The sequence below is a fragment of the Bradyrhizobium sp. 179 genome (assembly GCF_023073535.1).
In the GTDB taxonomy this organism is placed as follows: Bacteria; Pseudomonadota; Alphaproteobacteria; order Rhizobiales; family Xanthobacteraceae; genus Bradyrhizobium.
Window position 1 is genome coordinate 1 of record NZ_JADPJR010000069.1, and the last position, 21,368, is coordinate 21,368.

The 21,368-nt window shown below is 64.4% G+C and carries 22 protein-coding genes; 10 read left to right on the forward strand and 12 right to left on the reverse strand.

Going from position 1 to position 21,368, the window contains the following annotated elements; all coding sequences use genetic code 11:
• Positions 1-1,006 precede the first annotated feature (1,006 nt).
• On the reverse strand, positions 1,007-1,291 hold the full coding sequence (locus tag IVB12_RS16650; protein WP_247275622.1) for a hypothetical protein: 285 nt from the start codon (positions 1,289-1,291) through the stop codon (positions 1,007-1,009).
• Between the two features lie 287 nt (positions 1,292-1,578).
• Here IVB12_RS16650 and IVB12_RS16655 point away from each other — a divergent pair, with 287 nt between their 5' ends.
• Positions 1,579-2,025 carry a hypothetical protein gene (locus IVB12_RS16655; protein ID WP_247300796.1) on the forward strand — a complete coding sequence of 149 codons (447 nt, stop codon included), beginning with the start codon at positions 1,579-1,581 and terminating at the stop codon, positions 2,023-2,025.
• Positions 2,026-2,211: 186 nt separating this feature from the next.
• Here the strand turns inward: IVB12_RS16655 and IVB12_RS16660 are convergent, their stop codons facing one another.
• Complete coding sequence (locus tag IVB12_RS16660) at positions 2,212-3,720, reverse strand: amidohydrolase family protein (RefSeq protein ID WP_247300671.1); 1,509 nt, start codon at positions 3,718-3,720, stop codon at positions 2,212-2,214.
• Positions 3,721-4,275: 555 nt separating this feature from the next.
• The gene (locus IVB12_RS16665) at positions 4,276-5,109 is read right to left on the reverse strand and encodes a GNAT family N-acetyltransferase (protein ID WP_247300672.1); all 834 of its coding nucleotides are present in this window, start codon (positions 5,107-5,109) and stop codon (positions 4,276-4,278) included.
• A gap of 108 nt (positions 5,110-5,217) precedes the next feature.
• On the opposite strand from IVB12_RS16665, the gene IVB12_RS16670 reads away from it, so the two are divergent.
• Entirely contained in the window at positions 5,218-5,919 is a 702-nt protein-coding gene (locus IVB12_RS16670) for an SDR family oxidoreductase (RefSeq protein WP_247300675.1), read from the forward strand.
• An 8-nt stretch (positions 5,920-5,927) separates the two neighbouring features.
• On the opposite strand, the gene IVB12_RS16675 is transcribed toward IVB12_RS16670, so the two are convergent.
• Positions 5,928-6,983, reverse strand: a complete 1,056-nt coding sequence (locus tag IVB12_RS16675) for a serine hydrolase (RefSeq protein WP_247300677.1) — start codon at positions 6,981-6,983, stop codon at positions 5,928-5,930.
• 284 nt (positions 6,984-7,267) lie between these two features.
• Here IVB12_RS16675 and IVB12_RS16680 point away from each other — a divergent pair, with 284 nt between their 5' ends.
• Entirely contained in the window at positions 7,268-7,657 is a 390-nt protein-coding gene (locus IVB12_RS16680; RefSeq protein WP_247300678.1) for a metalloregulator ArsR/SmtB family transcription factor, read from the forward strand.
• On the forward strand, positions 7,657-8,148 hold the full coding sequence (locus tag IVB12_RS16685; RefSeq protein WP_247300679.1) for an SRPBCC family protein: 492 nt from the start codon (positions 7,657-7,659) through the stop codon (positions 8,146-8,148). The genes IVB12_RS16680 and IVB12_RS16685 overlap by 1 nt, the downstream gene beginning before the upstream one ends.
• Positions 8,149-8,343: 195 nt before the next feature.
• Here the strand turns inward: IVB12_RS16685 and IVB12_RS16690 are convergent, their stop codons facing one another.
• A complete protein-coding gene (locus tag IVB12_RS16690) occupies positions 8,344-8,679 on the reverse strand; it encodes a hypothetical protein (protein ID WP_247300680.1) in 336 nt (111 codons plus the stop codon).
• Between the two features lie 208 nt (positions 8,680-8,887).
• Between IVB12_RS16690 and IVB12_RS16695 the strand changes: the two genes are divergently transcribed.
• Both IVB12_RS16695 and IVB12_RS16700 read left to right on the forward strand, forming a co-directional pair.
• Positions 8,888-9,385, forward strand: a complete 498-nt coding sequence (locus tag IVB12_RS16695) for a ferritin-like domain-containing protein (RefSeq protein ID WP_247300681.1) — start codon at positions 8,888-8,890, stop codon at positions 9,383-9,385.
• A gap of 123 nt (positions 9,386-9,508) precedes the next feature.
• Positions 9,509-9,778, forward strand: coding sequence for a hypothetical protein (locus IVB12_RS16700; protein WP_247300682.1), 270 nt, complete (start codon positions 9,509-9,511; stop codon positions 9,776-9,778).
• 3 nt (positions 9,779-9,781) lie between these two features.
• Here the strand turns inward: IVB12_RS16700 and IVB12_RS16705 are convergent, their stop codons facing one another.
• Together IVB12_RS16705 and IVB12_RS16710 are read right to left on the reverse strand one after the other, a co-directional pair.
• The gene (locus tag IVB12_RS16705) at positions 9,782-10,756 is read right to left on the reverse strand and encodes a tripartite tricarboxylate transporter substrate binding protein (protein WP_247300683.1); all 975 of its coding nucleotides are present in this window, start codon (positions 10,754-10,756) and stop codon (positions 9,782-9,784) included.
• Between the two features lie 37 nt (positions 10,757-10,793).
• Positions 10,794-11,675, reverse strand: a complete 882-nt coding sequence (locus tag IVB12_RS16710; RefSeq protein WP_247300684.1) for an IclR family transcriptional regulator — start codon at positions 11,673-11,675, stop codon at positions 10,794-10,796.
• Positions 11,676-11,885: 210 nt separating this feature from the next.
• Between IVB12_RS16710 and IVB12_RS16715 the strand changes: the two genes are divergently transcribed.
• Entirely contained in the window at positions 11,886-12,728 is an 843-nt protein-coding gene (locus tag IVB12_RS16715; RefSeq protein ID WP_247300685.1) for a hypothetical protein, read from the forward strand.
• Between the two features lie 4 nt (positions 12,729-12,732).
• On the opposite strand, the gene IVB12_RS16720 is transcribed toward IVB12_RS16715, so the two are convergent.
• Entirely contained in the window at positions 12,733-13,395 is a 663-nt protein-coding gene (locus tag IVB12_RS16720; protein ID WP_247300686.1) for a response regulator transcription factor, read from the reverse strand.
• Positions 13,392-14,774, reverse strand: a complete 1,383-nt coding sequence (locus tag IVB12_RS16725) for a histidine kinase (RefSeq protein WP_247300687.1) — start codon at positions 14,772-14,774, stop codon at positions 13,392-13,394. Before IVB12_RS16725 ends, IVB12_RS16720 begins: the two co-directional genes overlap by 4 nt.
• A 195-nt stretch (positions 14,775-14,969) precedes the next feature.
• Here IVB12_RS16725 and IVB12_RS16730 point away from each other — a divergent pair, with 195 nt between their 5' ends.
• Positions 14,970-15,854: a DUF3280 domain-containing protein gene (locus IVB12_RS16730; RefSeq protein ID WP_247300688.1), complete on the forward strand. Its 885-nt coding sequence runs from the start codon at positions 14,970-14,972 to the stop codon at positions 15,852-15,854.
• Here the strand turns inward: IVB12_RS16730 and IVB12_RS16735 are convergent.
• The 3 genes from IVB12_RS16735 to IVB12_RS16745 are packed head-to-tail and all read right to left on the reverse strand — an operon-like array spanning position 15,844 to position 18,880.
• The gene (locus IVB12_RS16735) at positions 15,844-16,875 is read right to left on the reverse strand and encodes an L-idonate 5-dehydrogenase (protein WP_247300689.1); all 1,032 of its coding nucleotides are present in this window, start codon (positions 16,873-16,875) and stop codon (positions 15,844-15,846) included. The genes IVB12_RS16730 and IVB12_RS16735 overlap by 11 nt on opposite strands.
• Before the next feature lie 26 nt (positions 16,876-16,901).
• Entirely contained in the window at positions 16,902-17,669 is a 768-nt protein-coding gene (locus IVB12_RS16740; RefSeq protein ID WP_247300690.1) for an SDR family oxidoreductase, read from the reverse strand.
• 11 nt (positions 17,670-17,680) lie between these two features.
• Entirely contained in the window at positions 17,681-18,880 is a 1,200-nt protein-coding gene (locus IVB12_RS16745) for a mandelate racemase/muconate lactonizing enzyme family protein (RefSeq protein WP_247300691.1), read from the reverse strand.
• Between the two features lie 172 nt (positions 18,881-19,052).
• On the opposite strand from IVB12_RS16745, the gene IVB12_RS16750 reads away from it, so the two are divergent.
• Together IVB12_RS16750 and IVB12_RS16755 are read left to right on the forward strand one after the other, a co-directional pair.
• Entirely contained in the window at positions 19,053-19,820 is a 768-nt protein-coding gene (locus tag IVB12_RS16750; RefSeq protein ID WP_247300797.1) for a GntR family transcriptional regulator, read from the forward strand.
• 24 nt (positions 19,821-19,844) lie between these two features.
• A complete protein-coding gene (locus IVB12_RS16755) occupies positions 19,845-21,209 on the forward strand; it encodes an MFS transporter (protein ID WP_247300692.1) in 1,365 nt (454 codons plus the stop codon).
• Positions 21,210-21,368: the final 159 nt, after the last annotated feature.

Genomic DNA, 21,368 nt, shown 5'->3' on the forward strand with positions numbered 1-21,368 from the left:
AGGATGATCGAGCAACATCGTCGTCTCCAGGTTGAATGGATGCAACCTCAGTCTGGCCTCAGACTTGGTCGCTATCCACCCCCATGGAATCTTCGTCGCTTCGCTCCTCGCGATGACGGAATGTGGAGTGACGGCATCGCGCTTTCAATTCGCATTTCAATGGCAGGCACACCTTCGCATCCTCGCGGCTTGTTCGCCCGAGCTCTGCTTCGATGCCTTGCCCTCATAATTGAAAGAGGGCGCAGGGAAGACCGGGAGCCGGTTGGCTCCCATGGACCGCCATGCCAAGAGCAGGTTGCGTGTGCTTCATGCATAGCGGACAACAGGGCAACCGGAGACATCCCGACCTTCCCTGCGCGGATGGTTGGAACGGCTTATGTCGCGCTCTCCCCGGGGAGCGATGCACTATTGCCCCCGTCGCCTTGCCGATGGCTGATGCCGCGGTCCGGTTGGGCCGCTCACATCACCGCAAGACTTGGCGCACAGACCCCGGGCGCCAGGACCACACGATTTTGCCGTACGCCGATCACACCGGTCGAGCGCGCGAGGCTCTTCGCTCACGGCTGTCCGCCCTGCGAAGCTCTTCGCGCCGATGTGACCTAGCGTCCACCGCCGCCCGGCCCGCGTGTCGTGACGATCGCGATACGCCCTTCTTGCTTGGGTCGGGTTGTCGGACGCATACGCTATTTCCGAATTTCGGTAAAGCGGAATATTTTGGATGGCGCGGGTTGACCCGCGGCTTGGTGTTTCGCCCCGCCGGAAACGCGATATCATGTAGCCTGGACGGAGTGCAGCGTAATCCCATCCGTGCGGAGACAGCGCTCCCGGATTACGGTTTGCTCCGTCCGGGCTGCGCCCGTTATCGCGCGTGACTGCTTCAACATCGTCCTTGCGCTTGCAATGGCGCAGGCGGCGACAACGGCGATCTTCAGCTCACAATGTATGCCGCAAAAGAACGACCCGCCGCTCGATGAAGCGGCGGGTCCTTGCAACGAAGCCCGGCTCGCTACCAGTTGCGATAGCTGCCGGTCAGCGTGCCGTTGTTGTTGCCGTCAGGACCGACATCGCCCTGCGTTGAGCTCGGGGTCGGATGGCGGGTGCCGTTGTACGCGCCATACGGTCCGGCGACATCCGGATAGTACGCGCGCGGCTGAACCGGTTCGTAGGCGGGTGCCGTGCGGTCCCAACCCACGCGCGGCCCGTTCCAGTCGTAGCCCTGCGCCGATGCGGCTGTTGCGCCTGCGACGAGCGATGCCGTGACCAGGCAGAGGAGTTTTGACTTGTTCTGCATTGAAGATGCTCCTTGCTTGTGTGGGGGCCAACGGTTGCAATGCGGGAGCGTTCCGGACGTATTGGCCGGGGTGCGATCAACTCCGATCAACTGGTTATGAATCGCGTGCCGCGGAACGAAATGGCTGCAAGGGGGACGGAAATTCCGGGCGTTCTGCCGCACCATGTTCCCCGTTAATCCCGTGCCTTAACCAAAAATTAATTATACGTTTGCGGGCGGGCGACAGCCCGGCCTAGCGTGTGGTGGGGGAGCCGCCACCCGCGAAGCCAAACGAGTTGGTGCGTATGATGATATCGAGATCACAAGGGGCGCTATTCGCCTCGCTCAGCGCAGCCGCGCTGCTCCTTAGCCCCAGCGATAGTTTTGCCAGACCTGGTGGCGCCGCGCCCCACGGGCTGGCCGCCGCGCCTCCGAATGCAATGGCGCGTGCGCCGATCGGGCCTGGCGCCCGATTCCACCGGCGCAGCAATCCCTGGGTCTATTGGCCCGGCGGTGGCGGGTTCTTCTACGACGGTGCGACGTATAGCCAGCCTTTCGGCGAGGCGGCTCAGTCGTTCTCCAGCGATGTGCGCTATACCTATACGTATGACGTTCCCTGGGATTGGGCGCACCGATTCCCGCCGAATGTCGTGCCGTCCGACCGGCCCTATGTGCCGAGCTGCCCGACGGAGCAGGTGACGGTGCCCGGCCGCGGCGGCGGCGAGCACACCGTCAACATCATGCGCTGCTACTGAGCGAGACCGTGTACTCATAAAGCAATGTGGGCTCCCGAGGGCCGAGCGGAAGGTCCGCTCGGTGAGACATAGCGGACTAGATTCGCTCACCCCGAGTTCTCCGCTTCTTGACCCCGAGCCGGGGTCGGATTTGCGGCAGCCGCGCGTCCATTGCCAGCGGAGCTTGCCCACGCTCTTGGACCGTTCCTATGCGGCGCGAACGTAGCCGTAGCGCAGGTTCGATGGTTGCTTGGAAGCTTGCGTGTACTCGTTCTTGAGCGCCGCGAGGCGGTCCTCGGAAAAGGCTGGCATCCTGGTATTCTCGGCCGCCTTCAGCTTGATCTTGTAGAATCTGGTTGCGTTGCCCGCGAAGATCAGCTGCTTGGTAGCGCTGTTGGCGTCGCCAAGCGGTGCAAAGCCGTACTTCTTCTGCATATCCTCCGGAATTTCGAGCCGGCGCAGCGCCTCGATCTGCCACTGTGGTGAACCGTACCAGACCGAGTCGGTGCCCCACATGACGTGGTCAACACCCATCCCCTTTATCAGCGTGCCAATGAGCGCGGCGCAGAACTTCGGATGCGCCACCGCCGAGTTGGCAAAGGACGTGCCGAGCTCGGCATAGACGTTGGTGACGCCGAACTTCTGAGGGATTTCCGCGAGATCGGTTGCCCACTGGATACGGCCGGTCTGCTCGAAATCCGCCCACGCACGATCGGGCAGCTCGAGGAACGGCCGCAGCGCCGAATGATAGATCACGAAGTTCATCTGCGGCCAATCTTTCGCGGCTTTTCCGATGTCCCACGCCGTTGCATATTCCCAGACGCCGGCGAACGACTTCTCGTAATCGGGCGGCAGCAACCCCTTGTGGATACACAGCGTGTTGATGCCGGCTTTCACTGCTTTCTCGTAGAACGGATACATCACCTGCTCGTCGTCGAGCCGCCATGGGAACTTCGAGGGCGCCAGCGGATCACCAATCGTATAGGACTTCCAGGAATCCGGTTTGTAGATCTCGATCGCCTTGTCCACCTCGTCCATCCAGCCGGGTTGCTTGGGGGTGATGACGCTATGCGCCAGCAGGCGGCGCGAACCGGCGAAGTCGTTGATCAGTTCTCGCGCCTTGACGATCTGCTCATTGGACAGCAGCCACCAACTCGGGTCGTCGAAGGGCGCGCCGCTCAGGAGCGCCATGTTTGTGTCGCTGTCGTAGTAGATCTCTTTCACATAGTTCTGGAACTTGTAGCGGGCGAGCGAGGAGACGCCTTCCTCCTTCATCTTCGGATTCCAGTGCTGGCTCGCAAAGTCCGCCAGCCCCAACAGCTCCTTGTGGTCGAAGTCGTCCCGCACGAAATGAGTCTGGACATCGAAGATGAATTGGCCTGCAAGGCTCTGCGCGCGGGCCAGCATCAGCTCAGGCTCGCGGGCTTCAGCGGGCGCGACCTGGAAAACATTGCCGTAGATGTCGTTCATGGCGAGGAACGCTGCCGCCATGCCGCAGCTCGTGTGCAAGAACTGCCTGCGGCTCAAGCCGAGGTGCCTGCCGTTGACATCAGCGAGCTCGTTGATCCGTGCCTCGACTTTCTTTTGCGTATCGCTCTGCGGGGGCGGGAGATACTCGCCATTGGAGACAATCTGGGTAGGGATAGGCGTTGCCGCCGATGCCGCCTCCGCGCCCGCGACGAGACGCTGTTCTCGCTCACTAAGCCAGGTGCTCATTGTTGTCCTCCCGTTTGTTGGCCGTCGACCGCGCTAGGTGCGCGCATGAGGCGCGTGTGGCTACTCCCAATCCGTTGGCAGGACCGAGTAGTCGTACCTCTCCGGTTCAGCTACGCATGAAGCCATCACGCGGCCAAAGCCTAGGCGAATCTCTGCATCGCTTCATCCTGCGAGAGCGGCAGGCATACCCGAGAAACCACTTGCGGTTATGGGTATCATCGCTGATTCAATGCTCAAACTTCTACTCGCGCAAGCGATGTGATTCGGCAGTCACGCTGTCCCAACGCCACATCATTCTTTATTCTTTCATCTGATTTTCGGCCCAGCCATCGCAGTTCGTGCAACCATCGAACGTGATAAGCTGTTTCCATCCTCCTCAAGGTGCGATGAGGATCGAATGAAGCGGCGGGAGTTCACAGCGGCTACTAAGGTGCTGCTCGATTCGCAAAAGCGTGCGGTGGCTCAGCTGGCTGGCCGTGCTGTTTGTGCCGCTTTTGAGGGATGAGCGGACATCTGGAGCACCCAAACTAAGCGCGTGATCTATGAGTACACGCCCTAGCCCAGCTCGAAGCTGGTCACGCGGTCGATCCGCAGCGGCCGGATCGGTCCCGTGTACATCCGCGCCGTCTCGAACACTGGTTTGAGCCCGAGCTCGCCCGCGAGCGCGATGGCCTCGCGATTGACGGCGGGGACATCGAGGAAGACCTCGCCGCCGGCCACACCTGCAAGCAGGGCCTGAACGATCGCTTCCGCCGCCGCGCGATCGTCGGCAACGAGCGGAGCGATCTTGTGACCCGTTTGGCACGGCCGGATCACGCCCCATGCGGACAGCTTGCCGTCGCGCAGCAGCGCGCGGCCGACATGGCCTGATGTGTTGATCCAGGCGTGCAGGAACGCGCTACGCGCGGCAGGGAAGACGGTGGCGTCATCGGCTTCAACACGTGCAAACGGGATGTTATCGAGGGCGACGACATCGGCAGGCGGTTTCGGTGGCGCGGCCACGGTGCCGCCATAGCGGATATTGGCGTAGGCGAGCTGGAAGCCCGATTTTCTGTAATTGTCCTGCTGCGCGACCACGCCATCGAGCCCGATCACGCGAGTGCCCGCATGCGCGATCGCCGCGTTCCAGATGCGCAGGCCATGGCCTTTGCCGCGAAAACTCTCGCGCACGATATAGAAGCCGAGGAAGGCGAAGCGGTCATTGTAATTGACGCAGGAGACGGTCGCGACCGGCTCGCCGTTGATCTCGCCGAGAAAGAAGCCTTGCGCATCGGGGATCGCGAAGCAGGCGGCGTCGGCAAGGCCCGGATTCCAGCTCTCGGCCGCGGCCCAGTCGATGGGGACGGCGATCTCCTCCGGACGCAAATTGCGGATCTGCAAATCGCTCATGACGAATGCTCTCGACGATGGACCTGCCGGCGGGTCTGGAGGTAGAAGGCCTCATGATAGGTCGGGCATGCGGCTCGCCTCAACGATATTCACAAGGGATGATCGGTCATGGCGGAGAAGGTTGCACTCGTCACCGCGGGCGGCAGCGGCATGGGGGCTGGGGCGGCACGGCGGCTGGCAACAGATGGGTTTCGCGTCGCGATCCTGTCGTCCTCCGGCAAAGGCGAGGCCCTCGCCGCCGAGCTCGGCGGCTTCGGCGTCACCGGTTCGAACAAGTCCAATGACGATCTGAAGCACCTCGTTGAGGGCGCGATGACCAGATGGGGGCGGATCGACGTGCTCGTCAACAGCGCCGGCCACGGACCGCGCGCGCCAATCACGGAGATCACCGACGAGCAATGGCATGCCGGGCTCGATACGTACCTTCTCAACGTGATCCGTCCCACCCGGCTGGTCACGCCAGTGATGCAGTCGCAGAGGAGCGGCGCCATCATCAACATCTCGACCGCCTGGGCGTTCGAGCCGAGCGCGATGTTTCCGACTTCGGCCGTATTCCGGGCAGGGCTTGCTGCCTTCACGAAAATCTTCACCGACGCGCATGCGGCCGACAACATCCGCATGAACAACGTGCTGCCGGGCTGGATCGACAGCCTGCCGCAGACCGAGGCGCGGCGCGACAGCGTGCCGATGAAGCGCTACGGCAAGGTCGAGGAGATCGCGGCGACGGTCTCGTTTCTGGCCTCCGACGGCGCGGCCTACATCACCGGTCAGAATATCCGCGTCGACGGCGGACTGACGCGCTCGGTTTGAGCGGCGCCTCAATGTGAGGCGAGGAGCCGCGCCAGTTCCGGCAGGATCTTGTAGCGCGCAATCTCGTGCGGATATTCGCCGCGATTGGCGAGCAGGATCAGGCCGAGCCGTCGCGCCGGCACGAGACCGATATAGCCGGAGGCGTTGTTGAGACCGCCCGGCTTGTCCACGACGGTGACGCCGGGCAGATGCACGCTCTCCCAGGCCATGCCCTGTCCGAATTTCTCGTCGATGCGGTGGGCCTCATGCTGGGTCATCCGCAACGCCTCGCGCAGATGAGGATCGAGCGAGCGGCCATCGATGCAGGCGGCAACGAAGCGCGCGAGATCCCGCGCCGAAGAGAACATCTGGCCCGTGCCGGAAAAGTCAAAATAGCTCTGCTGGTTGCCAATCGGGCCGATTGCCATGCCCTGGTCCGAATAGCCCTGGACCACGCGCCGTATCCAGGCCTCGTCCATGACAGCGCGGTTGTCTTCGCCGCGCTCGGGGACACAGGTCGCGGTCATGCCGAGTGGTCCAAGGATGCGCTGTTCGAACAGGGCCGCGATCGGAGCGCCGTAGCGGCGCTCGAGCACGAGCTGAAGCAGGACGTAGCCGGCATGGGTGTAGATGCGCTGCCGTCCGGGTGCGACGCCGGGCGGCGGTGCGAAGGCGTTCAGCATGGCGATGAACTGGTCGCGCGTAAACTGCTCGTCCGGCCAGGGCGGATGATCGGTCGGCAGCAACAGCCCCGAGCTGTGCGTGACCAGCTCGCCGATGGTGACGCGGCGGACGTAGTCGCCGTTCAGCTCGGGAAGGTATTTCGGCAAGCGGTTGTCGAGCCGCAGCTCGCCGCGCAGCGCACCGAGCGCCACGAGAGTCGCCTCGAAGGGTTTTCGCAAGGAGGCGACATTGAACAGCGTGTCCGGCGTCACCGGCCGTTTTGCCGCATCATCGGCAAAGCCGTAGGTGAAGAACTCGACATGGCGGCCGGCATAGAGGGCGGCGGCAAGTCCGCCCGCATGATCCGGCGTCGCGGTCGCCGCAAGCCCGTTTGCGACGATGTCGCGCATCTGCGCAATCATGTCGGAATCCGCCGAGGCGCGGCCGGGCAAGGCCAGTGCGAGTGGAACAAGCGCTGCCCGGGAGAGCGACCGCCGGGTGAGGTGCGATGAGGTGGCAACTGACGGCACGGCTCTGACGCATGATGTGATGCCCCCGCCGGGCCCGTCTTAACGTGACCGCGGGCACGGCCCAATTCACGATTGCGCGTTGCGGGTTCCGCCTGGCGGGGCCTGCACCCCAAATCACTTAGCCTGTGGGCTAACAATGATTGACGCGAGGCGGTGCTGGCGCTATAGTTAGCTTCATGGCTAACCAATTGTCCCGGCTCGACCAGATCTTTGCCGCGCTCGCCGACCCCACGCGGCGGGCGATCGTGATGCGGCTCTGCGCGGGCGAGGCCTCCGTCGGCGAGCTCGCCGATCCCTTCGACATGGCGCTGCCGAGTTTCATGAAACACATCCATGTGCTGGAGACGAGCGGGCTGGTGCTGTCGGAGAAATCCGGCCGCGTCCGTACCTGCCGCCTCAGCCCGGATGCGCTCATCAGCGCGGAAGACTGGTTCCAGCAGCAGCGTGCGGTCTGGGAGATGCGGCTCGACCGGTTCGAAGCCTATGTGATGAAGCTCAAAAAAGAGAAGGAGAGGGCGGCCGCCAAGCGTCCGTCCCGGACAACCAAACGGAAAGGTTCTGAGTGATGACGAGTTCTGCCAATGCCGCCCTTTCGCAATGGTCGCTCGACCGCGAGATCGTGATGTCGCGCGTCATCGACGCGCCGCGCGATCTCGTGTTCGAGGCCTGGTCCGATCCGAAACACCTGCCGCAATGGTTCGGACCGAAGGGGTTTAAGGTCGAGACCTTCGAAATCGACGTGCGCGTCGGCGGCGTTTGGCGCTTCAACATGGTCGGCCCCGACGGCACCGTCTATCCGAACCGCATGCGCTTCCGCCGCATCGAGCGGCCGTCTCTGATGGAGATGGATCACGGCGCCGACCAGGACGACGATCCCGGCCTGTTCCGCTTCACCGTCACCTTTGCCGAGCAAAGCAACGGCAAGACCGTGCTGACGCTGCGCCAATTGGCCTCGAGCACCGCGCAGCGCGACGCCATGATCGGATTCGGCGCCGTCGAATACGGCTACCAGACGCTGGACAAGCTGGCGGTGTATGTGGCCGGGATGAAAGGCTGAGAAGGGCGCAGTCATTCCGAGATCGATGCTTCGCATTGAGGTGGCTGCACGCGTTTTAGGTTCAGCAGCTCGGAAGGTTCTAAGTTCGGCAGCTCGGCACAGTCGGTGCGGCCCCAGCGGAGGGAATTCGCCGGGGTCGCATTAACGCGTGGCTCGGTCGTGCTCGGCTTTCGGAGGACCTGACCGATTGTCCCGCTAACGTCGCGGTGTGGTGCCGTCTGACGGTGGGGTAGTCTCGTTGCGCATGCCTTTGGGACTGGAGGCACCTTGTCCGCCGCGCTCCACATGCGTGATGTCGCCACCGCCGCCGGCTCCGGAACCGCCTGCGCCCGCACCGCCTGCGCCCGCACCGCCTCCATCGCCCGAACCTGCGCCGGCTCCCGCGCCCGCACCGGCGCCGGCACCAGCTCCGCCGCCGGCGCCCCCAGCACCACCACCGGCGCCGCCGCCGCCCGCTTGTGCGAACGCTGCGCCGACTGAAGCGCCGGCCAGCATCGCGGCCGTGAAGATCGTCAGAAGTGTCTTACGCATGATCTTGCTCCTTGAAGTTTTACCACGGACCAATCACGCGCGTCGCCAACCGTTCCTACGTTCATTGATGTTGGAGGACCTTCCGGCGGTGGACCGAAACGCCCGGCTCCGATGCAGGTCGCCTGCGGCAATCAGCCCGGTACCCTTAGGAACAATCGCCCCTTCTTCCCGGTTGCGGCACGAAGCCACTCAAACGGAGGACAGGAAAATGGCTGACGCAGCCCGCGATACGTTCGTGGTCGGACTACGCAATGCGCACGCGATGGAAATTCAAGCGAGAGAACTGATGGAGCGCCAGTCGGAGCGGCTGGACGAATATCCCGAAGTCAAGGCAAAGGTCACCGCGCACCTTCAAGAAACCAATGAGCAACTGAATCGGCTGGAGAAGTGCCTTGAGGCCTGCGGCGAGAGCACGTCCGGCCTGAAGGACACGGCGCAGTCGGTCATGGCCAATATGATGGCGATGGCGCATTCGGTCGCCGGCGACGAGATCCTCAAGAACACCTTCGCCAACAACGCGTTCGAGAATTTCGAGATCGCCGCCTACAAGTCGCTCCTGACGCTCTGCGGCGCCGCCGGTGCGCCCGAAGCCAAGCCGCTGCTCGAAGCCTCGTTGAAGGAAGAGCAGCGTATGGCCGCCTGGATCGATTCAAATGTCGAGAAGGTGACCATGGAGTACCTGACGCATCAGCGCCAGGCCGCGTAGCTCTCCGCGTTCCCAGGATATCGAACCACCGGCGCGCCAGGGCGGCCGGTGGTTTCTCACGCTTGCAATGGGGGCGTGCGTTCGGCGCCGAGGAACGATCGCTGCACTCCGGCTTTGGCAGTGATGACGCACATCATCTTCAGTGACTATCGCAACCCCGCCGCCGAGCAGGCCTTCGAGATCGCCTGGGATTTTCTCGCGCGGACCGGCGCCATTCACGACGAATTCGAGGCCTGCGTGTTCCTGGCGCAACGTATCGCCGTGATGTTGGACGAGGGGCAGACGAACCGGATCCGCATGGCCAATCGCGCGATCTCCGAATACCAGCATCATGTGGACGTAGCCGATAGCCTCATCCGCAGCGGCGGCCGCCGTGCCGAGGGACGTTCCTGACCGTCATTCGCCTTTGAGGCCGGCGTCGCGGATCAGCTTGCTCCATTTCTGCGTCTCGTTGTCGATGAATTGGCCGAACTCGGCCGCGGTGCCGGGGCGCACTTCGAGGCCCTGGGCGGTCAGCTTGTCCTTGATTGCGGGTTCGGCGAGCGCGCGCAGCACCTCAGCCTGGAGCTTGTCGAGGATCGTGCGTGGTGTCGTCGATGGCGCCATGAAGCCGTACCAACCGGCGGCGGCCACGTTGGGAAAGCCCTGTTCGCGCAAGGTCGGCGCCTGCGGGTAGAGCGCGCTGCGCTCGGGCGAAGCAACGCCGAGCACGATGAACTTGCCGCTCTGGATGTAGGGCAGCGCGGTCGGCAGCGCCGTCAGCGTGGCGTCGACACGGCCGGCAAGCAGCTCGGTGTAGGAGGCGGCGTCGCCGCGGAACGGGATGTTGAGGCCCTTGACGCCGGCGTCCCGGAACAGGAGCTCGCCGGCAAGGTGCGGTTGCGAGCCCGCGCCGGGCGAAGCGAAGGTGAGGCCGTCGGGCTTCGATTTGCCGTAGGCGATCATCTCCGGCAGCGTCTTGAACGGCGCGTCCGCGCTGATGATCAAGAATAGCGGCGCGATGACCGCCATTGCCACCGGTTGCAGATCCTTTCGCTCGTAGGTCAGCTTGCCGAACAGCGCTTCGGCGGTGGCATAGGGGGCTGCGCCATAGAGAATGGTGTAACCGTCGCCCGGCGCATGCGCGACCAAATCGTTGGCGATGCGCGTGCCGGCGCCCGGCTTGTTCTCGACGATGAATTGCTGGCGCAGGCTGCGGCCGAGCTCCTCCGCCAGCAGACGCAGCGAGATATCGTTGGAGCCGCCGGGCCCGTAGGGTGAGATCAGCCGCACCAGACGTGACGGCCAGGCGTCCTCAGCGCGAGCGGAAAATGACGGGTTCGCCAGGCAGACGGCGAGGGCGCCCAGCAATGTTCGGCGTGTGATGATCATGATGGCCTCCCGGACGTGGGGCGCCAGCTTTGTTTGTTCATGTCCTGGCGCCCTTCTTATTTTGCTTGCCTGTCTCGGCTGCCGGCTCCGCCGCCTTGACGATCGCGCGGATGCTGTCGGCGAGCGCCGCGATGCGCGGGCCGATCTCGCCCTCCAGCTGCCCCGGCTGGAGTCGGAATGCCGGGATGCCGCAATTGATCGAGAACGACTGCTTCGCTTCGCTCGCGTGAAACAGCGGCGCGGCGACGGCGTGGATCGAAGCCATATACTCGCCCCAGCAGGTGCAGAAGCCGCGGCTGACGCATTGAGCGAGGCCCGCTCGGTATTTGCCCTGGAAGGCGGCCCACAACTCGGAATCTTCGGCAACGATGCGCCGCTCCAGTTGGGCCGCTTCGGCCGGCGGCAAGATCGCTGCCGCGGCGCGGCCCATGGCGGTCATCACAACCGGAATCGGCATGCCGATGTCAGGGACGTGCGGGCCGACGTCGCCGGCGCGCGCAGTCTCGACATAGATCATGGAGGTCGCATCCAGCAGGCCGATCGAGACGGTGCCGCGGACACTCTGCGCCAGCTCCTGCATCATGGGCCGTGCAAGCTGGCGGAATTGCATGTCGGCGAGCAGCGGATGCGCCATGCGCAAGGCCCGTGCGCCAACGCGATATTTGGCGCGCCCGGGGGCGTAGCGGAGATAGCCGAGCTCGGCGAGCGTGTGCGTAAGTCGCGCCACCGTCGGTCGCGGAATCCCGGTCAGCGTCGACAGCTCCATGTTGCCGAGCTCCGTTGCTCCGGCCCTGAAGGCTTCGAGCACCACCAAGCCCTTTGCCAATGTCGTCGCAAACGCAGCGTCGTCTGCGCTGTCGGCGAGCACCGCGGCGGCCGACGAAGAGGCGAGGAGCGGTTTGGATGGGGAGCGGGCCATGCGGGCTTTAATGAACCGCAGGAGGATGGTTGTCCAATAAATTCAGGAATGCGCCGTTTCTGTCCAATATGCGGACAAAGCTAAATTCCCCCGCCTGCTCAGGGAACGCGCGGAAGGCGCCGCTACACACAGATTTTTGTCGTGATTCCACGGCGTCTTGTGACAGGATTATTACGAACACATGTCACGTCGATTACAGCGGAGCGATTCATGTTGCACTGGCAGGCACGGTCAAATCCCCTTGCGTGGTGGTGGGGATCCCTGACGCTGGTCAGCGCTGCCAATATCCTCGTCTGGTTCATGCTGTACCGCGAGTTCTACCCGACCGTTGCGGGCAGCCTCAGTGGCGGCTCGGATATCGGCCTGATGTTCCTGCTGTGCGCGGCCTATGTGTTCGGCTGCGCGTTTCGCTCAGTGCTGCCACGCGCCGATGTGCAGCGTATCTGCCTTTTCGACACCTGGCTGCCGAGCGTGTTCGTCGGCCGTACGGTCGCAACCGTCGCCGAAGTCTGCTTCGCGGCGCAATGGGCGATCATTCTGCATCAGCTCGGGACCATGACCGGCGCGCAGACCGCGGTGAACATCGCGCTCGTGATCGTGCCGATCATCATCATCGCGGAGTGCTTCTCCTGGTACGCGGTGGTGACCACCAACTTCCTCTACAACGCGATCGAGAATTCGCTGTGGGCGGTGACCTTCTTCCTCGCCGGCATCGCACTGTGCCGACTGATGCCGGAATTCCAGGGCGTGGTGCGCTGGGCGCTGATCGCGGGAATCGTCGGCATCGCCTGCTTCCTCGCCTTCCTCGTCACCGTCGACGTGCCGATGTATCTCAGCCGCTGGCGGGCAGGGCACGCCGAGGGCGGCAGGTTCCTGGGCTTCCTCGAAGGCCTGCACGATGTCGCGACGCGCTGGGTCGTGACTCACGACATCGCGCATTGGAAGGGCGAGCTGACCTGGATGTTCCTGTATTTCAGCGCCGCGGTGTGGTCGAGCCTCGCGCTCTGCGCACTCTACGCCATGGAAGGCTATCTCACGCGCTACCTCGCCTGAGCGCTCAGGCCTCGCCGAGATCGACCTCGGTCAAGATTCCCTGGCGCAGCGCCAGCCGGACCAGCTCGATGTCGGAGCCGACGCCGAGCTTGTCCTTGATCAGCGAGTGCAGGTTCGCCACCGTCTTCGGGCTGACATGCAGCGTTGCGGCGATCTGCTCAGTCGTGTTCTCGGCGAGCAGCAGGCGGAGCACCTCGAATTCGCGCGGCGTGAGCACGTCGGCGGCCGAGCTCTCGCCGCCGATGCGGCTGAGCGCAAGCTCATGGTCGATGTCGGGGCTGATGGCGATCTTGCCGGCGAGCACGTCCTTCACCGCGCGCACCAAGGTCTCGGGCGGACTGGTCTTGGTGACGTAACCCCTGGCACCGGCGCGGATCGCCTGCACGGCAAAGCCGGCATTCTCGTGCATGGTGAAGACCAGGATCCTTGCGGCCTTGTCCCATTGCCGGATCCGCCTGACGGCCTCGATGCCGCCGATGCCGGGCATGCTGAGATCCATGATGACGAGGTCGGGTGCCTCGGATTTGTACAGCCGGTAGGCTTCCGCGCCGTCGGCCGCCTCGGCGACGACGCGCAAACCCGGCTGTTTCTGGAGCACGGAGCGATACCCCTCACGGACGACGGAATGGTCGTCGACCAGCAAGATGGTCGCTTCAGTCGCGCTCATGCCGCGTGCTCCAGCGCCTGCCGATCGCCGGCCGCGAGCGGAATGAACACGCGCAGCGCGGAGCCATTGGGGCCGGTCTCGAAGCTCAGCCGGCCGCGAAGCGCGGCGACGCGCTCGCGCATGCCGAGCAGGCCCATGCCGGATTTGACGGCCGCCTCGTTCGGCCGGCCGTCGTCCTCGATCGCGAGCGCGATCTCATTTTCCGCCATGGTCAGATGCAGACTGACCTTCCTGGCCCCGGCGTGCTTGGCCGCGTTGGTGAGCGCTTCCTGCACGATGCGGTAGAGATTGGCGCTGACGGAGGCGGGCACGCTCTCGAAGGCGCCGTCGAACCGGATATCGATGCGGGTCTGGCCGCGGCTGCGGCCGTTCCACCCCGACACCAGGCCTTCGAGGCTCGCGACGAGGCCGAGCTCGTCGACATCGGGTGGCCGCAACCGGAACAGCGCGCCGCGCAGCGTCTCCATCATGCCGGTCGCGGTCCGGGCAATGCAGTCGCACTCTCCCAGCAGCCCGGGGCAGTCCTGCGCTGCCGTCTGGCGGGCGGACGCGGCAAGCGCGCGGATTGCGGCGAGCGACTGGCCGAACTCGTCATGCAGCTCGCGCGCGAGATGGCGGCGCTCCTCGTCCTGCAGCGCGATCAGCTTCCGCGTCAGCTCGTTGCGTTCCGCAAGCGCGATATCGAGGCTCTCGGCGAGGTGGTTGAAGACGTCGCGGATGGCGGAGAGCTCGGCGAGATCGAACGGCGGCAGCCGGGTCGTGAGATCGCCAGCGGCGATCCGCTCGAGGCCGCTGCCGATCATCCGGGTAGGACGCAGGGCGCGAGCGAGTGTGGCATAGACCAGCGCACAAAGCAGCGGCAACGCGATCGCCAGCGCGATCATCAGGCGACCAGCCTCGTGCCAGGCCTCCGCCGTCTGCACGGTGGGATCGACCGAGACCACGGTCTCGCCGAGCGTCGTTCCGCGCACGATCACTGGCCGTGCCGCCTCGCGGCCGGGGTCGAACAGGCTGCGATAGAAGGCGGCGAAGGCTTGCGGCGGCGGGCTCGCCGGGGCAGGCGCGCCACTGCAGAAGCGCTGAAGCATCTCGCCGCTGGCGCTCCGGAATCCAAGACACAGACCGGGAGTCATCACATGGGCCGAAACCGGATCAAGGTTCGGAAAGTCGGAGCGGGGGCTAGCCACCCACTGGACCTTGCCCTGTTGCAACTCCAGTGTCTTCGCCACGATGGCGGCGATACCGTCGATGCGGGCATGCGCTGCGCGTTCGGCCGCAACAAGGAAATAGGCGGAGATCGCGGCGAAGCAGGCGGCCGATATTGCGGCCACGTGGAGCGTCAGACGGACCTTGAGATCGAACCTCGGGCGATTCCACATCGGCGGGCACCTGGTGCGAACGGGTTTTGTCGCTCGTCCATTAAACGGCAGAACGCAACCCGCGGGAAGCGTTCGCGACCTTCCGCAGTGCAACGTCGTGAAATTTTCCCGGCGCTCGTCGGGACAATTACGGCTGCGTGGCCTCAGGCGACCCGTCCAGATTTGCGGGGCCGCTCCATCCCACGAGGCTCCTTCATGCACTGCTTCCGGCTGATTCTCTCTGCTTTCTTCCTCTTTGGGCTCTCTTCGTCGCGGGCCGATGCCGAGGCTGCCATTGGCGTTGCCATGGACGATTTCAGCTATACCGATACCTCGGGCGAGCCAGCCAACCAGACCGCCGCCCACGAGCGGCGGCTATCGGCGTTCATGGCCGCGCTGAGGCGGGATATCGGCACGGACCGGCGCTATCGGCTGCTGCGGTCTGCCGAGGACGGTGCGGCGTTCAAGGTCGTCGGCGGCATCCAGAAGACCAGCACGCTGGTGCAATGGGCCAAGGTCGCCGTGATAGACGTCGGCGCCAAAAGGCTCGTGATGGACAAGCTCTACACCTTCCGCGGCGACAATGATGAATCGTGGGAGCGCGCCGAGATCTTCGTGTCCCGCGAGGTCATGGCTGCGCTCGCCATGCCAGCGCCGGTCGCGCTTGCCGTGTTCGACTTCGAGCTCGAGGACATGACAGCCGCTTCCGCGACCGTCTCGGCCGCTTCGGACGCCTCGCATCTGGCCGAGGTCAGCGCCGCCGTGCGCGAGGCGCTCGGCCAGTCCGGCCGTTACCGGATCATCGATGTCGGCGGAGGGGCGGCGAGGGCGGGCGCCTTGCGGGATTGCGGCGGCTGCGAGGCTGCGATCGCGCAGAAGCTCGGGGCGGACCAGTCGCTGATCGGTGTGGTGCGGCGTGTCAGCCGCACCGAATACACGCTCGGCTTCCAGCTTCGCGATGCCAGGACCGGCGCCGTGGTGGCGCGCGGCGACAGCGGCCTGCGCCTCGGCGCGGACTATTCCTGGAAGCGCGGCGCTGTGCGGCTGGTCAGCGACCGGCTGATCGAGAGTCAGCAGGCCACCGACGCCGCTAGAAAGTAAGCTGCACCTTCATCGATTGTGAGCGGTCGCTGGCGAGCTCGAAGGCGGCGACCGCGCTCTCGAATGGCATGGTGGCCGTGATCAGCGGCTTGACGTCGATCAGGCCTTCGCCCATCAGCCGCACCGCGAGCTCGAACTCGGAATCGAAGCGGAAGGTCCCGCGGAGCTGCAATTCCTTGGCGACGATGGAGTTGATCGGCAGCGTCATCTCGCCGCCGAGGCCGAGCTGAACGAGCGTGGCTCCGGGCCGCAATATGTCCAGCGCGGTACGAAGTGCAGCCTGGTTGCCCGAGGCTTCGAACAGCGTGTCGAACACCCCCTTGCCCGCGCGCCAGGAATCGAGCGCAGTGGCATTGGTGACGACATTGATCGCGTGCGTGGCGCCGAGCTTCTTCGCGACCGCGAGCGGAGCGTCCGCGACATCGGTCACGACGATCTCGGCGGCGCCGCCGAAGCGCGAAACCAAGATCATCAGCGCGCCGATCGGGCCGCAGCCGGTGATCAGCACGCGTTTGCCGAGGAGAGGACCGGCCTGCTTGCCGGCATGCAGACATACGGCCAGCGGTTCGGCGACCGCAGCTTCGGCGAGCGACAGTCTGTCAGCGATCGGTACGGCCTGCGTGGCGTCGACCGTAATGAATTCACGAAAGCCGCCTTGCACATGGGGGACGCGCATCGCGCTGCCGAGGAAGCGCATGTCAAGGCACTGGTTGCGCATGCCTTCCCGGCAATGCAGGCACTGGCCGCACGGGTTGCTCGGATTGACCGCAACGCGCGTGCCCGGCCTCACCTGGGTGACGCCGTCACCGACGGAAGCGACCACGCCGGCGATCTCATGCCCTAGCGCCATCGGCTGCTGGATGCGGACCACGCCGAAGCCGCCGTGATGGTAGTAGTGCAGATCGGAGCCGCAGATGCCGCCATTGGCAATCTTGACGCGGACTTCGCCCGGTCCGGGCTCCACATCCGGATAGAGGTCGATCCGCAGGTCTTTCGGGGCGTGAATGACGACGGCGCGCATGGCTTGTTCCTTCAGCGGTTCGCGGGTCACATCGCGGCAATCATGCCGCCGTCGACATAGATGATCTGGCCGTTGACGTAAGTGGAGGCGTCGGAGGCCAGGAAGATCGCCGCGCCGACCAGCTCGTCCGGCTTGCCCCAACGTTTCGACGGGATGCGGCCCATCAGCCAGGTGTTGAAATCGCTGTTGTTGACCAGCGCCTCATTCATGTCGGTCAGCATGTAGCCGGGGCCGATTGCATTGGCCTGGATACCGTGCTGGGCCCATTCCACCGCCATCGAGCGGGTCAGATTTTTGATACCGCCCTTGGCCGCGGTGTAGGGCGCGATGGTCGGGCGCGCGAGCTCGCTCCCGAGCGAGCCGATGTTGATGATCTTGCCGCGCTTGCGTGGGATCATGCGCTTGGCCGCCTCGCGGCCGATCACGAAGGCGCTGGTGAGATTGGTCTCGATCACCTTGCGCCATTCGTCGGTAGTGAACTCGACCAGCGGCTTGCGGTGCTGGATACCGGCATTGTTGACGACGATGTCGACGGCGAGGCCTTGTCTGTCGAAGTCGTTGAAGGCAGCGACGATCGCGGGCTCGTCGGTGACGTTGAATGCGGCGCCTTCGGCCTGATGTCCGGCGCTGCGAAACTCGGCGACGGCCTGCTCGACGCGCTTGGGATCGACGCCGTTGATGATCAGCTTGGCGCCGGCCCCGGCCATGCCTTCGGCAATGGCGCGGCCGAGGCCGCGAGAGGAGCCGGTCACGAGCGCGGTACGGCCGGAAAGGTCGAAGAGGGCGGTGCTCATCTCAGGAATCCTTAGACGTTGGAGCGGCGCACGGTCAGATCGGAGCGGTCGAAGACGGCGGGCAGGAGGTCGACGCCGAGGCCGGGGCCTTCCATCGGATAGACAAAACCGTCCTTGATCATGGGCATGGTGGTGACGAGCTCATTGTACCAGCCCTTGTAGAAGGCGCGCACCGATTCCTGAATCAGCGTATTGGGCTGGCTGAACGACATGTGGATGGCGGCGATGAAGCCGATCGGGCCAATGCAGTCATGCGGTGCGAAAGGCCGGTGATAGGTTTCGGCCATCGCTGCGATCTTGCGCCCCTCGGTAAGGCCGCCGGTCCAGCACAGATCGGCCATCACCACGTGCATGGCGTCGCGGTCGAGCATGTCCTTGTAGGGGAAGCGCGAGCCCAGCGTCTCGCTGGCGCAGACCCAGACATCGGTCGAGCGCGCATATTCGGCCAGCGCCTGCGGCGAGTTCATCCGGATCGGGTCCTCGTACCACGTCGGCTTGTAGGGCTCGAGCGCGCGCGCGATCTGCTTGGCAGTCGGCAGATTCCATAGCGAGTGCAGTTCGACCATGATCTCCATCTTGTCGCCGACAGCTTTGCGGATCTTCTCGAACGGCTCGATCGCCTGCTTCATCTGAGCGGCGGTGATGTAGAGACCTTTGTTTTCCTGGGCGGCGGGATCGAACGGCCAGATCTTCATCGCGGAGATGCCGCTTTCCAGGAGATTTTCGGCGAGCGCGTCGGCGCGATGCATGAAGCCGTCGAGATCTTCGTAAGGTCCTTTGGAGGCGCCGAGATTCCAGTTCGCGACCGGGCTGATATTGGTCGAGCGGACATATTGGGTGCCGGCGCAGGTGTTGTAGATGCGCTGCTTGTCACGGCAGAGGCCGCCGAGCATCTGGTGCACCGGCTGGCCGCAGACCTTGCCGAACAGGTCCCACAGCGCGATGTCGATCGCCGAGGCCGCGCGGTATTCGACGCCGGTCGATGACTGCGCCATCGGCAGGTTCAGCATGTCGCGGTGGATGGCTTCGATGTGCAGGGGATTGCGGCCGAGCAGCCGGCCGGCAAAGGTGTCGTGAATCTGCGCCTCGACCGCGCCCGCGCCGTAGAAGGTCTCGCCGAGCCCGATCATGCCCGCATCGGTGTGGACGCGCACCCAGATGACGTTGGAGAATTCTTCGGTGCGCAGGGTCTCGATCGACGTGATCTTCACGGCAATAATCCTCCCATCGGGCCATAGCGCCGCTTTGTTTGTCATCTCTGCGCCGCCGTTTGCCGGCGGGCCGATGGGCAGTCCTACGCCTGCTTGTAATATTTCACAATATGTTTTAAGTCACAAACAAGGCGCCAGCTCGCAACGAGAGCGCAGGTTGACGGAGGACGACATGGCACGGCGCAAGCGCGCGCTCGAGGTGGTGAGAAGCGACGATGGCGGCGAGGGCAGGCCCTCCCGGCGCAACCGCCTCAACTTCTTCGAGCTGGCCTATCAGCGGATCGAGGAGCTCCTCGTCCACTGCGAGCTCAAGCCGGGCCAGTTCATGACCATGCTGGAATTGCAGCAGATCACTGGTTTCGGCCGCACGCCGGTGCATCACGCCGTCAATCGTCTCTCAGCCGACACGCTCATCATCATTCGTCCGCGGCACGGGCTGCACATCGCCCCGATCGATCTGGCGCGTGAGCGCATGCTGCTGGGCTTACGCCGCGACATGGAGCGCTTCGTGATCCGTCTTGCGGCCGATCGCGCCAGCCTGTCGCATCGCAATCAGGCGCTGCACATCGAGCGCCTGCTGCGCGAGCGCCGCGCCAGCCTGAGCCTCGACGAATTCAACAGCATCGACCGTCGGATCGACGCACTGGTGCTGGAGGCCGCGGGCGAGCCGTTCCTGGTGCACACGCTGCGGCCGCTGCACACGCTGTACCGGCGCATCGGCTACATCCACCACCGCTTCATGCCGGGGCAGACCGAGCTGTCGGGCACGATCGATTGCCATCTCGCCGTTCTCGCTGCGGTCGCCAATCGCCGCGTCGAGGATGCGGTGAAAGCGAGCGATGCCCTGATCGATTACATGGATGCGATATTCACCGGCATGGAGGCGGGGATCGATCCGCGTCTGCTCGATTGCAGCATCGAGCCGCTGCTCGGCGCGTGAGAAAGTTTGAAGAAAGGACCACACATGTCGACGATGGCGATGCCACAACCGAGCGCGAGCGAGGCCGCGGTCCGCTACCTCATCACGAACTACAGTCCCAAAGGCAACAAGGTCGGCTGGCTGATGATGGCCTCGATCCTGGTCGAAGCCTGGGATCTCTATTCGATCGCCTTCGTGCTGATCTTCATCAAGGAGCAGTACAATCCCGATCCGCTGATGCTGGGCCTCGCCGCGGCCGGCACGCAAGGTGGCGCCCTGATCGGTGCGCTGCTCGGCGGCTGGCTGTCTGACAAGATCGGCCGCCGTGTCATGTTCCTGGTCACGATGGTGATGTTCATCGTGCTGGCGCTGGCGCAGGCCTTCGTGCCCAACGTTGCCTGGCTCGTGGTGATCCGCTTCCTGCTCGGCATCCCGCTCGGCTCAGACATCTCGACCGGCTACACCTACATCATGGAATCCATGGCCAAGGGTGAGCGCGAGGTGATGGGCAACCGCTGGCAGTTCATGTTCGCGGTCGGCGAGGTCCTGACCATCGGCGTCATCGTGATCTTCCTGCTGATCGACATGAACCACGAGATGCTGTGGCGCGTCACGCTCGGCCTCGGCGCGGTGCCGGCGCTGATCATCCTGATCATGCGCCACGACGTGCCGGAGACGGCGGTGTGGCTGGTGCAGAAGGGACGCTACCGCGAGGCCAAGCAGGTCGCGCGCGAAATGTTCAACGACAATCTCGACATGCTGCCCGACCGGGACGTCGAGGTGCCGAAGGTCTCGACCCGCGCGTTCCTAGCCGATCTCAAGAAGGATCCGATCCGCTGGCGTGCCACGCTGTATGGCTGGATCGCCTGTTTCGCGCAGGCGAGCGAGTTCTCGACCTTCGCGTTCTACCTGCCGGTGCTGTTCGTCATGGTCGGCGTGTCGAGCGTGCTCGGCAACAATCTGGTGACGATGGGGCTATTCAGCTTCGCCGCTCTGTCGGGGTGGGTCGGGCCGCTGCTGACGCCGAAGATCGGCCATCGCGGCATCGCGATCGCGGGCTTCTCCATCGTGCTGGTGTCACTGCTGGTCGCTGCGTTTGCGCTCTACACGGACAACAAGATGCTGCTGCCGTTCGCCGCGGCCGGCATGCTCTGGGGCCATTATTGGGACGCGTCGAACTGCATGACCATCCCGACCATGGTCGCCCGGCCGCGATACCGCGGCACCGCCAGCGGCTTCGCCTATATGTTCGTGAAGCTGCCGTCGTTCCTGGCGATCTTCCTATTCCCATCGCTGTTCGCGGCGATCGGGCAAGCCAATGCCACCCTGTTCGTCGCAATCTTCCCGGTGATCGGATTGCTGGCTGCGATCTTCATCCTGCCGGAAGTCTACGGCTACGAGAACGACTGACGAAGCGCGACCCGGTCGCGGCGTCATCGCCGCGATCGGGCCGGACGGTCACGGGCTCAAGAAGACGGGATCGATCCCACCTTGTGGCCGAGCGGGCCGATCGTCTGCCGCAGCGTCGCCGGCGGCATTGATCTACCGCAAATAGCTCGCGCCTTATTT